Annotated in this window: 12 protein-coding genes; 11 read left to right on the top strand and 1 reads right to left on the bottom strand. The window is 38.7% G+C overall.

Going from position 1 to position 15,724, the window contains the following annotated elements; all coding sequences use genetic code 11:
* The first annotated feature begins 247 nt into the window (after positions 1-247).
* The 11 genes from AC3ANV_RS16630 to AC3ANV_RS16580 all read left to right on the top strand — a co-directional run bounded on the left by AC3ANV_RS16630 (position 248) and on the right by AC3ANV_RS16580 (position 15,065).
* Positions 248-1,066, top strand: a complete 819-nt coding sequence (locus AC3ANV_RS16630) for a DUF5995 family protein (RefSeq protein ID WP_488309802.1) — start codon at positions 248-250, stop codon at positions 1,064-1,066.
* A 214-nt stretch (positions 1,067-1,280) separates the two neighbouring features.
* The gene (locus AC3ANV_RS16625) at positions 1,281-2,462 is read left to right on the top strand and encodes a cytochrome P450 (protein WP_488309801.1); all 1,182 of its coding nucleotides are present in this window, start codon (positions 1,281-1,283) and stop codon (positions 2,460-2,462) included.
* Between the two features lie 341 nt (positions 2,463-2,803).
* Entirely contained in the window at positions 2,804-2,965 is a 162-nt protein-coding gene (locus tag AC3ANV_RS16620; protein ID WP_488309800.1) for a YuzK family famiily protein, read from the top strand.
* Between the two features lie 925 nt (positions 2,966-3,890).
* On the top strand, positions 3,891-5,087 hold the full coding sequence (locus AC3ANV_RS16615) for a glycosyltransferase family 2 protein (protein WP_488309799.1): 1,197 nt from the start codon (positions 3,891-3,893) through the stop codon (positions 5,085-5,087).
* Between the two features lie 458 nt (positions 5,088-5,545).
* Positions 5,546-7,468: an LTA synthase family protein gene (locus tag AC3ANV_RS16610; RefSeq protein WP_488309798.1), complete on the top strand. Its 1,923-nt coding sequence runs from the start codon at positions 5,546-5,548 to the stop codon at positions 7,466-7,468.
* Positions 7,469-7,796: 328 nt separating this feature from the next.
* Positions 7,797-9,812, top strand: a complete 2,016-nt coding sequence (locus AC3ANV_RS16605; RefSeq protein WP_488309797.1) for a glycosyltransferase family 39 protein — start codon at positions 7,797-7,799, stop codon at positions 9,810-9,812.
* Positions 9,813-10,198: 386 nt separating this feature from the next.
* Positions 10,199-11,113, top strand: coding sequence for a ubiquinol oxidase subunit II (locus tag AC3ANV_RS16600; protein WP_488309796.1), 915 nt, complete (start codon positions 10,199-10,201; stop codon positions 11,111-11,113).
* 22 nt (positions 11,114-11,135) lie between these two features.
* Positions 11,136-13,142 carry a cbb3-type cytochrome c oxidase subunit I gene (locus AC3ANV_RS16595; RefSeq protein WP_488309795.1) on the top strand — a complete coding sequence of 669 codons (2,007 nt, stop codon included), beginning with the start codon at positions 11,136-11,138 and terminating at the stop codon, positions 13,140-13,142.
* A 2-nt stretch (positions 13,143-13,144) separates the two neighbouring features.
* Complete coding sequence (locus AC3ANV_RS16590) at positions 13,145-13,756, top strand: cytochrome (ubi)quinol oxidase subunit III (RefSeq protein ID WP_488309794.1); 612 nt, start codon at positions 13,145-13,147, stop codon at positions 13,754-13,756.
* The gene (locus tag AC3ANV_RS16585) at positions 13,757-14,071 is read left to right on the top strand and encodes a cytochrome o ubiquinol oxidase subunit IV (RefSeq protein ID WP_488309793.1); all 315 of its coding nucleotides are present in this window, start codon (positions 13,757-13,759) and stop codon (positions 14,069-14,071) included.
* A gap of 79 nt (positions 14,072-14,150) precedes the next feature.
* On the top strand, positions 14,151-15,065 hold the full coding sequence (locus AC3ANV_RS16580) for a heme o synthase (protein ID WP_488309792.1): 915 nt from the start codon (positions 14,151-14,153) through the stop codon (positions 15,063-15,065).
* A 374-nt stretch (positions 15,066-15,439) separates the two neighbouring features.
* On the opposite strand, the gene AC3ANV_RS16575 is transcribed toward AC3ANV_RS16580, so the two are convergent.
* Positions 15,440-15,673: a hypothetical protein gene (locus tag AC3ANV_RS16575; protein ID WP_488309791.1), complete on the bottom strand. Its 234-nt coding sequence runs from the start codon at positions 15,671-15,673 to the stop codon at positions 15,440-15,442.
* Positions 15,674-15,724 lie beyond the last annotated feature (51 nt).

Raw genomic sequence — 15,724 nt, 5'->3', positions numbered from 1 at the left:
ACTATTATTTTATTGTATATTGAAAAAAATTTTTTTACTATAATCCTTTTTTATCCATTTTCGATAGAGTCTCCATTTAGTAACTGGTTCCTTTTAGAAGCAGACTTAAAATAATTGGTTCTTTTAACTGAAAATTGGCATCATTTTACTTATACTAATAGCATATTAATTAATAAATAAAGGAAGGAAGTCCGTCCCTTTAATTATGAAATTTGTAGTTTACTATTTGAAGTTAGGAGAATGAGAAATGAATCGTCTGTCAGGTAGGATAGGGAATGCGAGTACGATAGATGAAGTCATTTGGCAATTGGACGAAATTATTGACATGAGCATCAATATTAAAAGCAAACTCGGCTATTTTGCTTCACTGTATCGAATGGTGACAGTAAGAGTGAAAGAAGGTATTTTGAATAACCAATTTGATAACGGAGACAGAATGGAACGTCTGGATGTATGTTTTGCCAATTTCTATCTGAATGCGCTAAACGACTATTTAAACGGTAAACCGACTAGCCTTAGCTGGCAAGTCGCCTTTCGTTGTACTCGAAGACGTAGACCTATTGTTCTACAGCATTTATTACTTGGCATGAATGTACATATCAATCATGATTTAGGCATTGCTGCTGCAAAGATCTGCAAAAATTGCGATATTTTATCCTTGCACAATGATTTCATGAAAATAAACAGTATTTTGGCTTCGCTAGTTGATGAAGTACGAAGTGAACTGGATCAGATTTCGCCATGGATCGGTTTTTTAGACCGAATAGATCCGAATGCTTCTAAAGCGATCATAAACTTCAGTTTGGAGAAAGCCCGCAATTATGCATGGAACTTTGCGCAAACGCTTGCTACTGCTGTAAAAACGGATTGGGAGCAGCTAATTAAAGACAGGGACAAAGAGATTGCAACAATTGGAAACATGGTAGCTCACCCTGGGAATTGGTTGTTAAAGGCTGGGTTATGGGCGATTCGGCTTCGAGAATCCAATAATATTGAACGAAACTTGGATCTCTTAAACCATTTTAAATTTGAACCTAAAACAGAAGGCGGAATTCATTTGCTATAGGCCAAGGAGGGGGTTAGAACGTATTAATTATGATGATGGAATGTGATTCTCACGAAATTGGCTTCAGAGTACCAAGGATCCTCTAGAGATTTGTACTTTGTTAAAAAATCATAAGAACAATAGAAACCGAATAAATTATATGGTTACATAAAAACACAACGATTCATTGACTGGATGAATGGCCAGGGAGTTACACTTAAAGGAGCGAATGAAGATGGAGGAACAACGAACGAGCTATGGTCTGCTAGTACGCCCAAGAGGGCTGGATGAAACAAACTCACCACACGATTGGTTTAAAAAGATGCGTAAAAACGCTCCGGTTTCTTTTGATCCGGAACGGAATTGCTGGGACGTATTTTGCTATGAGGATGTCCAAAAGGTCTTACAAAATTACAAGCAATTTAGTTCAAAACGAAATGGAAATGTTCAAACCTTGCTGGATTTGGATCCTCCAACCCACAGAAGATACCGCAATATTGTAAGTCAGGCATTTACCCCAAGAGCCATTCAAGAACTTGCACCGAGGATTCAGGCTCTTACAAAGGAATTATTAGCATCGCTACAAGGAAAACGCAAGATCGATATTGTCACGGATATCGCTAATCCCCTTCCAGTTATCGTGATTGCAGAAATGCTCGGAGTACCGAGCCAAGACCGGGACATGTTTAAAAAATGGTCTAATATTGTCGTATTGGGAACACGATCCCTATCTCCAAATGTAATGAACAAGTTACTTGCTAACCAAGGAAAAGCAATACTTGACCTACAAACATATTTTCAGCAAATCGTTACAAAACGGCGGCTGGAGCCCAAAAACGATATCATATCCACTTTAATTACTGCAGAAGTGGATGGCGAGAAATTAAGTTTGGATGAGTTATTAAGCTTTTGCTTTCTTCTTCTTGTTGCAGGGAATGAAACAACTACAAATCTGATTACAAATACAATGCTTACTCTGTTTGAACATCCGGATATACTTAACCAATTATATAAAGACCATTCCCTAATCCCCGTAGCCATTGAAGAAGCCCTGCGCTATCGTTCTCCTGTTCACAGCATGAATCGCTTCGTTACTGAGGATCTGAATTTAAAAGGGATGAATCTGAAAAAAGGCCAAGAAGTTATGGCCTGGATCGGTTCTGCAAATCGGGACGAAAGCGTTTTTGACGAACCGGATGTTTTTGACATCCATCGCACTCCAAACAATCATCTATCTTTTGGAGCCGGTGTTCACTTTTGTCTTGGATCACAGCTAGCAAAATTAGAAGCGAAAATAGGCATTACAGAAATGCTAAAGGCGTTACCGGATATGAAATTGGATACAACCCAAAAGCTTCGTATTATTCCAAGTACGTTTGTGTACGGATATAAAGAGCTTCCGGTCATTGTAAAATAAAAAAACAGTATCTATTATATGTAAGCGCTGTTTAAAAAAGAGTGTCCCAAAAATAACTTTTGGGACACTCTTTTTTTCTATCATTCTATAAAATATCTCTTGTATAAGTATAGGTTATGTACTATATGGAGGGATATCGCCAAAATAGTAAGGATGTCGGAGGTATATTCATGAGTTTGGATGATATTCCCTAATATAGTGAAATATGGCGTTTTTTCGACTTTGTCTGACCTGGAATTCAATGTTAAGATGAAAACTGTGTAAAAGAACATTCGCCCTGTGAAAAGAACCGAAAGGAATGATTCGTTATCAATCATTTACAATTAAGTTACACAAGCGAAATGGAAAAAGCAATGCTTAGAGCCCATGGTGTAGGTTATGAAGTATACAGAAGACATCATTCAGTGAGAACGAGTATTGAAAGACGCCGTGAAAAGGATTATGTTACATGTCGTAGAGTGGTTGCAGATTTAGACCGACTTGTTCATTTTAATAACACTTAAACATATGAATAAAAAGGGAAACCGATGTGACTGGTTTCCCTTTTTAATTGTTTAGGAAATTATAAAATAATTTGGTGTGGATAACTTGAAAAAGTTATCTGAATCCAGCTCCAGCGCCCAGTGGACTTCGCGCTTCTCCCTACGATAAGTCAACATCGGATCGCTAACGCTCTCCGTGTTTCCTTTATCTCAGTCGAAGCGCTCCAGTCCATACGCCGCTAACCGGGCGCTTGCGCCTTTTGTTCTTTGAACTTACTTTTCCCAAAACTCTTATGTTTGGTTTCTTTTAAAATTTATTATATAGCTTATAAAAATGTTGGTCATTATTAGATAAGGGCACACATATTTTTATATTGATATTGTTTTTATAGGTTAAGGACTCATAATTTGTTTAATTGTATAAATGGAAGGAGGAACAAAATTTAGTTCCAAGAGTAAAATGCCCGGTTAAAATTAAAGAATCTTTAAGTAAATAAGTTATATTACTCACCAATAACGAGAAACTTTTATCAGTTACTCGTTTTTATATTATTTTACAGTGATTACGATATATCCTTCTTGTCAGTATGTTAAATGCGAGAATAGGTAATACTTTTTCCTATTCAAGGCTGTAGAAGTGAAATTTTAAAAAACAGGTTGGAGTACAATTATTTTAATATGTTAAAAAAATTTAACCTAGATTTAACTTTTTTTTAATCTATGATTTAAATATAAATTATATAGTTATTATTTAGAGGATAAAAATAGATGAAGCAACTTTTTAAATTTCATTCGATTCGCTAGGCCAAGCTGCATGGATTTGACGTTTAAATACTTTCATCGGTCGAGGTGTTAAATGGGCTCAACTATATCAACTTTAATTAAGGATTTTAATTTTTTCATTTTTTTATTATTTGCATTGATGTATTCGTATAAGTTTGTATACATGTTTGTTGCATTTAAGGCAAAAAAGGACAATCATCCTGGTGGGCAGAATGATCATCCTCGCAAATACGCAGTCATCATCGCAGCTCGAAATGAAGAACTCGTCATCGGGCAGCTGATCAAAAGCATAAAAAACCAGAAATATCCCGAGGAATTGATTGATATTTTCGTTATAGCTGACAACTGTACCGACAATACTGCCCGGATTGCAGAGGAAGCAGGGGCTTTTGTTAAGGAGCGCTTCAATAGGGAGCAGGTTGGAAAGGGGTATGCACTCGACTATATGATAAAAACCATCGAAAGGGAATATTCATCCGGAAAGTATGATGGATACTTTGTGTTTGATGCCGACAATCTCCTTGACGAGAATTATATTGCAGAGATGAACAAAACCTTCAATCAAGGATACAGGGTCATTACAAGTTATCGAAACTCCAAGAACTATGACCAGAATTGGATTTCGGCAGGGTATGCACTCTGGTTCCTGCATGAAGCTGAATATATCAACCGTCCAAGAATGATCCTAAACTCCAGTTGTGCCATTTCCGGGACAGGATTTCTGGTACATGCCGATTTGATCAAAGAGAATGGTGGCTGGAATTACCATCTTCTTACTGAAGACATCGAGTTTTCCGTTTCTCAGGTCCTTAAAGGTGAAAAGATTGGATACTGCAGAAATGCGATATTCTATGACGAGCAGCCAATCACCTTCAGCCAGTCCTGGCATCAAAGATTACGTTGGGCAAAGGGTTTTTACCAGGTCTTTGCTAATTATGGCAGGGAATTGATTAGTGGTATTTTCCAAGGAAAGCATAACAGCTTTTCATGTTACGATATGACCATGACGATTATGCCTGCCATACTAGTTTCTAGTATTAGCTTTATAGGGAATGGAATATTTTACTTAATAGGTTCATTTGAATTATTTGATGAAAATTGGATTAAACAAACAATCACTACAGGAGTGTTAACTTCGATTGGGTGGTCGTATGTTTTACAGTTTATACTTGGCTTCCTTACAACCTTGACGGAATGGAAAAAAATTCATTGTTCCGGATGGAAAAAAATCGCTTTTACCATCACTTTTCCGTTTTTTATGTTTACTTACGTACCTATTTCTTTGGTAGCCCTGTTTAAGGAAATTGAATGGAAACCAATTGCTCATACAGTAGTTAAATCTGTTGATGATTTCCGATAATGCATGAATTAAAGTCGCCGATACAACTTTTTACATCAAGGACGACTAAAGCCATTCGGATATGGAATTTTTGCTGACGGAGAGTAGACTGCTCTTCGTTTTTTTTGTAGGTTACCAGGAAACTATTATTTCAGGACTTATGGATAGCGGTTCATTTCGAATGAATGATTATTAATTTTCATTTAAGCCAAGCTATCATTTTTTGATAAAGGCTCTTTTCGTAAACTTTGTTGCTTTTAAGCTTAATAAAGTTCATTTACTAAGTTTCTAGGCAATTTTCGCAAATGTTCTTACGAAAAGATGCCACGAAGCTTCTAATAATACGGGGTGATAAACTTATACGAAAAACAACAATCTATGCGAAAATAGCCTTGATAAAAGAAGATATCGAATGATAATCGTATTTTTTTGAAAACTACCATGATGTGGTTACGGTGTCAGCAAGAGAGGAGAAAAATATGAAAAAAACAGCTCATAACCATCTCGTTTTTTTTGTCATTGCTGTTGTGTTGTTCTGGATAAAAACGTATATTGCATATAAACTTGATTTTAGACTGGGAACCGACAATAATCTTCAAAAGTTTTTATTATTTATTAATCCTTTAAGCTCTGCTCTTTTCTTTTTAGGTACAGCTTTTCTTTCCAAAAAGTATTTTAAGCATGTACTGATTGGAAGCCAATTTTTCTTGTCTTTTTTGTTGTATGCCAATATTGTCTATTATCGTTTCTTTAACGATTTTATTACTGTCCCTGTATTGTTACAGGCAAAATCCAACGCCGGGCAATTAGGGGATAGTGCTGCAGGTTTGATGTCACTCACTGATATATTTTATTTTACTGATACCATCCTCTTGATCGTTCTTGCCTGCACCTTTTTTAAACAGGCGAAAGTCCAAAACCGGAAAACGTACAAAATCGTGTTTTTGTTTTCAATCACCGTTTTTTGCTTAAATTTAGGACTCGCCGAAAAAGACCGGCCGCAACTTTTATCCCTTTCCTTTGACCGGAATTATATTGTTAAATATTTGGGCGCATACAATTATACAGTCTTTGACATCTTTCAAAATATTGAAACAGCCAGCCAGCGTGCTTTCGCATCCAGCAGCAATCTTACAAATGTGGAGAATTACCGAAAAGCAACCTATACTCCTCCGAATCAGGCTCTCTTTGGGAAAGCGAAGGGGATGAACGTCATATTTGTTTCAATGGAATCATTCCAAAATTTCATGATTGATTTTAAAATGCCGAACGGACAACTTGTCACACCTTTTTTGGATTCATTGGCTCATGATGGCAATACCTTTTATTTTGATCATTTTTATCATCAAACAGGACAAGGGAAAACGTCCGACGCGGAGTTTTTAATGGAAAATTCGCTTTATCCTTTGAATCAGGGCGCTGTGTTTATCAACAAAGCGCAAAACACCTATCAGGCGACTCCTGCGATTTTAAAAGGATACGGATACAATTCGGCGGTTTTCCATGGAAACTATAAGACCTTCTGGAACCGGAATGTCATGTATAAGGCATTAGGATACGACCAGTTTTTTGACGCTTCCTATTACAGCATGACGCCGCCGAATATGAAGAATTTCGGAATGAAGGACAAGCCATTTTTTGCTGAAAGCATGCCGATGCTCGAAAATTTAAAACAACCATTTTATACGAAATTCATCACCTTATCAAACCATTTTCCTTTTGAAATCGATCCGGGTGATACTAATTTTCCACAAGGAGATTATGGGGACTGGGCTGTGAATCAATATGTCCAATCTGCAAACTATATGGATCAGGCACTGCAACAATTCTTTAATGCCCTTAAAAAAGATGGATTGTACGATAAGACGGTGATTATTCTTTATGGAGACCATTACGGACTTTCGAGTAACAACTATACTGCTATGGCAAAAGCGTTCGGAGTGGACAAAATTACACCGGTAATGGACTCTAATCTTCAGCAGGTTCCATTGTTCATCCATGTTCCAGGCGTAAAAGGCGGAGTGCAGCATCAAGTGGGGGGGGAAGTTGACGTTCGTCCGACTCTTCTTCATCTTCTGGGAATTGATACAAAAGATTATATAGAATTTGGTTCCGATCTCTTATCGCCACAGCACCGGAATTGGGTTGCATTTAGAAATGGAGATTTTGTCTCAACGGATGTGATTCAATCGGGGGACAAATGCTACAGTGTAGCAACAGGGGCTCTCGCTACTGATCAAAAAACTTGCAATAGCTTTAGCGACAAAGTGAAAAATGAACTGAAAATGTCTGATATGATCGTGAATCAAGATTTACTTCGCTTTTACCATCCGAAGGGTTTTAAACCGATTATTCCAAGTGATTATCAATATTTAGGACCTACTAAAAAAAAGGGAACTTAGACCCGTTCCTAAAAATATAGCTATATATATATCAATAGGTCTATATGTCCCAAACGCACGTTGGATAACAAAAAAATTATACAAATTGGAGCAATACTTCCTATTCTTCCTTGCTGGTAAATAGGAAGTATTGCTCCAATTTTTTTAAAAGTTTTTTAACGGTCTGCTTTTAAAGATTTTCCCATTAACCTGTATTATGGTATCATATTTAGTTTTATATGCCCGTGAAAGTTCACATTTTGTTCATATTCACTTCATATTCACGCAATATTCCTTTCGTATGTTTAGATTAAACTAATGATGAATAAATGAAGTGTATGAGGATTCTATGGAACAAGGAAAATTAAAATTCAAGTGGCAATATCTTGGGTTGGCAGCAATTCTATTGTTATCTATCATTCTTAATTTTTATAAGTTAGGGCAGGAGGGATATGGAAATACCTATTATTCTGCCGCAGTAAAAAGTATGCTGAATAGCTGGCACAACTTTTTCTATAATTCATTTGACCCCAAAGGATTTATAACCATTGATAAACCACCAGTTGGTTTTTGGTTTCAAACATTAAGTGCATATATATTCGGATTTAAAGGATGGAGCTTATTTCTGCCTCAAGCATTGGCCGGTGTGTTCTCGGTCGCTTTACTTTACCATCTTGTAGCACGAGTGTTTGGACGTGGAGCCGGGCTTTTGGCGGCGTTATTTTTGGCACTAACCCCGATTGTTGTGGCGGCGGACCGGACGAATGAAGTGGATAGTATGCTCATGTTCGTTACTTTGATTGCGACTTGGGCGATTAGCAAAGCGGTAGAGCAAAGTCATTTAAAATGGTTGGTGCTCGCCTTTATTCTAGTTGGAGTCGGATTTAACATTAAGATGATGGAGGCGTTCCTCGTCCTACCGGCTTTTTATCTTTTTTATTTGATCTCCCCCAAATTAACTTGGACTAAAAAACTGGTTCACTTATTGGCAGCTACAATCGTTCTTACGGTTGTTTCCTTATCTTGGTCGATTATTGTTGATTCGGTGCCATCAGATCAGCGCCCATATGTTGGAAGTACACAAAATAATTCGATGGTCACATTAGCGATTGGTTATAACGGGATCAATCGGTTGGTTGGTCAACAGCGAGGACAACAAGGAAATTTCCATATGAGCCAACTGCAATGCCGGCAGTTCAGTAATTGGAACGGGAGTAAAGGGGCACATCGAAATGCAGGCCCGAATGTCCAATCATCAACGAGGCAGCCTATGAACAGTCATAACCCTCAGTTCATGAGAAATGCATCACGGAATCAAGGGAACTTTTTTTCCGGATTTGGACAAACAGGTAACTCGGGCATTTTCAGACTGTTTACAACTCCCGAATTGGATAGTCAACTTAGTTGGCTTTTGCCGGGTGTCTTAATTAGTGTTATTTCACTCTTGTGGGGGATACGATTTCGAGTTCCTCTTGAACGTAAGCGCCGAACGGTTGTTTTATGGACAGTATGGGTTTTAACCATGCTTGTCTTCTTCAGTATTGCAAAAAGGTTCAGCAGTTATTATATGGTAATGATGGCTCCGGGGATTGCAGCTTTGGCTGGAGCCGGTTTTATAGAGATGTGGAAACAATGGTGTGCAAAAGAAAAAAAAGAAAGCTGGTTTTTACCTCTTGCATTGGTATGCACCGTTGTCTTTGAAATTTCCGTAGTATGGAAATATCCAACATTACGGGACCCGCTTACGATTACAATCGGGGTTCTGACATTCATTGCTTTGATTTGTTTGATGTTTGTCAAAAAAATAAATGCTCCTGGTAAGAAGGGCATTTCTATCATAGTAATGCTGGCTGGTGTTCTGGCTTTAATAACTGCTCCAACAGCCTGGGCGATGACTCCGATTGAATATGGCGGAAACGTAACCAAACCGTTTGCAGGTCCGGAGCTAAAAACTCAACATGGACGAGATGGAATGACATCCAATCCTAAACTTGAAAACTATTTAAAATCGAATTATCGAGAAGGAACCTACCTGGTGGCAACATTAAATGCCACGTCGGCTGCACCTATTATTCTTGATACCGGCCTTCCTGTTATGGCAATGGGGGGATTTATGGGTAATGATCCGGCACTCACAGTGGAAAAGCTGCAAAAGTTGATCAATGAAGGACAAATCCGCTATTTCCTTCTGCAAGAAAGGTCATTTGGTAATCAACAATCAGCAGTCCTCAATTGGATCAAAACCAACTGTCTAGTCGTACCCGCTTACAAGTGGCAGGACTCACAATCTAAGCCAAGTCAAGACCGGAGTTGGACGGGATTTGGAAATTCTTCAATGACGCTTTATGAGTACGTGAAAAAATAAGAAAAAAAAATTCTTCAGTCCGTTTTTAAAAAGGTATACTCTCTTTGGAATCAATTCGAGTCAATTGGAGAATGGAATGAAAACCATGGGTATGTTCTCATGGTTTTTTTCTATTTTTTTAGCATTTTTTTGTCCAACGTCCTCCGTTTATAATAATTCGCTTGCATAGCAGAAACTGCTATTTTTGACTTAAATTGTTTATTTGGAACCCCTTTAATTACTAATTTTCACTTTAAATGGAAGAACTAAATGGAAAAGATCAATATTTTGGCACAATTTAAATCATATTCCATGTTTTGGTATTATGCCATAGGAGTTGGGTTACCATATTTACTACTACTAACAAATTGTTTTTATTAAAAACTACAACTTGGATTGAAGGGGAAATGAAAGTGAGAAAATGGATTCGATATAGTAAAATTACTATCTTGGGTTTGTTGGGCACCGTGCTTTTGGCTGGTTGTGACAGTAGTAAATATATTGTTCTTGACCCAAAAGGACCTGTTGGTCAACAAGAGTTACATTTGATTATTATATCTGCCGTTTTATGTGCAGTTGTTATCATTCCTGTCTTGGCTATCTTTGTTTATATTTTAATTCGGTATAGAGATAGGCCTGGAAACACTGCACCCTATCAACCTGAATGGGATGATAGCAAAGTATTGGAAGTTGTTTGGTGGACCATTCCGGTTGTGATTGTTGCGATTCTTGGAGTGTATACTGCTAAAACCGCCATTAATGTATCAAAGCCGCCTGTTAAGGATGTGAAACCGGTTGTTGTTCAAGTAACATCATTGGATTGGAAATGGTTGTTCACGTATCCTGATCAAAAGGTCGCGACGGTAAACTATGCGGAAATTCCTGCAGGGGTTCCCATTCAATTCGTTTTAACCTCTGATGCGCCGATGAATTCATTCTGGGTTCCGCAGCTTGGGGGCATGGAATATACGATGCCTGGAATGTCAATGGGATTGTGGCTACAGGCAGATAAACCAGGGAATTATTTCGGTTCCGGTGCAAACTTTACCGGATCAGGATTTGCCCATATGCAATTTAGGGTAAGAGCTGTCAGCCAGGCTGAATTCAATAGATGGGCCTCTGCTTTGAAGAAAGATTCACCTGCTCTTACAGACGCAGGGTACAAAGAATTGTCGAAACCAAACAATGTGAAGGAATTGAGCTTTTCTTCCTATCCTAAGAATTTATATGAAAACATCGTGAATAAAAATGGCGGAACCTATTTCCACCATATGCACCATATGGGTGAAGACATGTCGACAATGTCGATGCACAGCAAATGATTAAACAGGAGGTAATGATTCCATGAATACATCGAATTTTTTTGTAACCGGAGATCCCATGATTTATGGTGCAGATGTTTCCATTGTTTTAGCTACGGTGGCTATCATCGTGTCCCTCACCTTATTAAAAAAATGGGGATGGCTTTGGAGAGAATGGATTACAACAGTTGACCATAAGAAAATCGGGATTATGTACCTTTTAGCTGCATTACTTATGCTCTTCCGCGGCGGGGTGGATGCGATTTTAATGCGTATCCAGCTGGCGGTGCCAAATAGTCATTTTTTGGCTTCTGACCACTATAATGAAATTTTTACAACGCACGGAACGATCATGATTTTATTTATGGCAATGCCTTTTATGTTTGCGTTATTTAATATCGTCGTTCCTCTGCAAATCGGAGCACGTGACGTTGCCTATCCATTTTTAAATGCTGTCAGTTTTTGGCTGTTCTTTATTGGGGCCATGCTGTTTAATATCTCGTTCGTTATTGGCGGATCTGCAGCCTCAGGCTGGTTATCTTATCCGCCTTTATCGGAAAAAATGTTTAGCCCGGGTCCGGGGCAAAATTTTTGGATTTGGGGTATCCAAATTTCCGGTATCGGAAGTTTGGCAACAGGCCTTAATTTTGTGGTAACCATTTTAAAAATGCGTGCCCCATCCATGCGTTTAAGGGATATGCCGTTATTTACATGGTCAGTTTTATCATCATCGATTGCCATTTTAGGTGCATTCCCTATTCTTACAGTAGCTTTAGTCATGTTAACAATCGACCGTTTACTTGGCGGACACTTCTTTAGCATGACTGCGGGCGGTAACCCGATGATGTATGTCAACTTAATTTGGATGTGGGGTCACCCTGAAGTGTATATTGTTGTCTTACCTGCTTTCGGAGTATTCTCTGAGGTGGTTGCAGTATTCTCTAAAAAACGGATTTTTGGATACAGTTCCATGGTATATTCCATGATTGCAATCGCCGTAGTTTCTTACTATACATGGGTTCACCACTTCTTTACCATGGGCGCTGGTGTTGACGTGAATATTGTCTTTGCCATTTGTACGATGATTATCGCGATTCCGACTGGTGTTAAAGTATTCAACTGGCTGTTTACCATGTACCGCGGCCGTGTTATGTTTTCGCAGCCAATGCTTTGGATGTTTGCGTTTGTTCCCACGTTCCTACTCGGCGGGGCGACAGGTGTCATGCTTGCTGCTGCACCTGCAGACTATCAATATCACAATAGTTATTTCCTCATTGCCCACTTCCACCAAGTGTTAATCGGTGGTGTTGTGTTCGGTTATCTGGCAGGAATGTACTATTGGTTCCCCAAAATTTTTGGTTTTGAATTAAATGAAACGCTAGGAAAATGGGGTTTCTGGTTATGGCAAATCGGTTTCTATGTCTGCTTCATGCCTCAATATGCACTTGGCTTTATGGGGATGACCCGGCGCATTTATACGTACAACCAATCTGCCGGATGGGATATGGGGTGGGCTCCGCTTAACTTCATTTCTTCGATTGGTGCGTTCGTGATGGGGATCGCATTCATCATTCAGGTGTGGCAAATTCTTTATAGCATTAAATATGGAAAACGTGATCTAACAGGTGACGCCTGGGATGGTCGTACTTTAGAATGGTCCATTCCATCTCCGGCGCCACTGTATAACTTTGCCATTGTACCTGAAGTAAAAGGCCGCGATGCTTGGTGGTACAAAAAAGAAGAAATGCGGCAAGCTGGGTACAAAGAAGAACCGCCAAAATATGAACCGATTCATATGCCGAAAAATTCAGGTATTCCGTTTATCATGTCATGCTTTTTCTTTGTTGCCGGATTTGGCTTTACATTCGAATGGAATTGGATGGGATTTGCGGGATTAATCGGTGTAGCTGTCACTTTATTCGTACGATCATTCCAATATGATACGGATTATTACATTCCAGTTGATGAAATTGAATGGACGGAAAAAGCTTTAAGGAATCGGGCGCCATCAGTTGATAAACCAATTGGTGAAACGATAGGGAGGATGTAGGTATGTCACAAAGCGTTTCTGCAAAGCTTTCAGGCCATGGTCACGACCATGGCCATGCAGACCAGGAGGAATTAAAGGTTTTAGGCTTTTGGATTTTCCTTGTAACTGACTGTCTCTTATTTGCTACATTTTTCTCTGCTTATGCTGTTTTGCATACCCATACAAATGGTGGATTTACCTCCAAGGAATTTGATGTTCCCGGGTTTATCATGGAAACATTCATTTTATTAATTAGTTCGTTTACGAGTGGAATAGCGGTTTTAGCCATGCACAGAGGGAACAAAAAAGCCCTGATTGGGTGGTTAATGGTTACGGCCCTTTTAGGTGCAGTGTTCGTTGGGCTTGAGCTCAATGAGTTTACCAGTATGGTTCGGGAAGGGGCTGCTATTTCCGGAAGTGCCTTCCTTACTTCCTTCTTCTGCCTTGTGGGTACACACGGGGCGCACGTTTCATTTGGTATTCTGTGGATGATTGGATTGATGATTCAACTTTCCCGCAAAGGGATTACAACAGTTACCAAACGGAAAATCTCTATTATTAGTTTGTACTGGCACTTTTTAGATGCCGTTTGGATCTTTATCTTTACCGTTGTGTATTTAATGGGGGTGATGTAAATGTCAAATCACGAACACGCTGAACACATCGGATCCTTCAAATCGTACATCATTGGTTTTATTTTATCGATTATTTTAACGATCATCCCGCTTGTTTTTGTCTTAAATCATATGATGGGAAAAACTGCACTTACAGTTAGTATTTTGATTGCAGCAGTTTTGCAATTTGTCATTCAGCTGTTTTTCTTCATGCATATTCGTGATGGGGAGGGACCGAGATACAATGCAGTAGCATTAATTTTAGGTATCGTATTCGTTCTTACGATCGTGATCGGAGCGATTTGGATCATGTCATTTAACTATGTGGTTCAATAATGTAAGGAAAAATTTCATCGCCCTGCGTGGAGTTTACTCAAGGGGCGATGAAAACTAAACATAATGGAGTGAGGAGTCCTTGGCAGTTGTTCATGAAATTCATCAGGATACGCAATCATGGTTTAATCGGTTGACTCAAACAATTTCTAGTTATAAAGAAGTAACGAAACCCAAAATATTAATTATGCTTTGTTTTACTTCCATATGTTCTGCATTTGTTGCCCAAAGAGGAATACCCTCTTTGTTTGTAATTTTCGCCATGCTTTTGAGTGCTTCGCTGTCGGCCGGTGGATCAGCGGCCATAAATATGTGGTATGACCGGGATATTGATGTTTTGATGGAGCGGACAGCCAAGCGTCCCATTCCAGCGGGGGTGATCAATCCCTCATCTGTTTTGAGGTTTGGTATTTTATTAGGTGTTCTTTCAGTTGTCATCGCTTTTTTCTTTGTAAATCCTCTCACAGCTTTTTTAAATGCTGCAGGGTATTTTTATTATGCTGTTGTTTATACGATGTGGTTAAAACGCCGTACGCCTCAAAATATTGTCATTGGTGGAGGGGCCGGCGCGTTCCCGGTTTTAATTGGATGGGCTTCCGTCACCAATGGTTTAAATGTTACGGCATTGTTAATATTTATGGTGATTTTTCTATGGACTCCCCCTCATTCCTGGGCCCTTGCCTTATACAAGAATGACGAATACACAAAGGCAGGGATTCCGATGATGCCTGTGGTAAAAGGGCCTCGTTCGACAAAAATTCAAAGTCTTATTTATATGGCTCTTTTATTTCTATGTTCCATAGCCCTATACATAAGCGGGAATTTTAATACCTTTTATCTTGCCGGTTCCATCATTTTTAACAGTGCTCTTCTTTATTGCACATGGAGAATGTGGAAAGAGGAAGACCATTTATTTATTTGGGCAAAACGGACGTTTATTTGCTCTTTGTTCTATATTTTAGGAATGTTTTCGGCGATGGTAATTGGAATCAAATAAAGGATTTTGGTATGAAGGGGTGAAAAAATGGATTATGGACTTTTTCTTATATGCGGATTGTTTGGTTTGACTTTGATTATAACGACCATTATGTTTAATAAATCGATGAAAGACTAGGTTCAGTTAAGCGGAGATCATACATAAAATAGATCAACATTTCAATTATAATTCAGTTACTGATAACCAACATGGAAAATGACTATCAAATTGTTATATTGATAGTCATTTTTTTGTTGTTACCCCAATGGAGTTATTATTCATGCATCATTTTATAATACATAAATGAGGATATTCCCATCGCTGCTGCAAATAACCCAATATAAACAACAGTATAATAATACTCCTCCATTTTTATCCCCCTTTAAGGAAAGACATCATTTTTTGTAGGAATGATCTCTACTTTGGATGGACCCAATAATGGCTCCTATTATAAATGTGAATCCTGCGCCGGTAAAAAATCCAAGGGCAAGGTTGAGGTGGAAATTTCCATCCATTGTCCATGGTACTCCGTCAACTGTCCAAGGATGTCCTGTTACAAATTCATAAATTAGGATAAGAACTCCGATGGCCAGTTCCAAAATCGTCAATTTTACGCTTAAGCTCCCCATGCGATTTCCTCCTTTAGTAGGGTCAGAGTATGTATGCCCGAACTGTTTTTT

The sequence above is a fragment of the Neobacillus sp. DFD-2R genome (assembly GCF_057747865.1).
The sequence above is the reverse complement of the archived record's forward strand: the minus strand, read 5'-3'. Positions and strand labels throughout refer to the sequence as shown.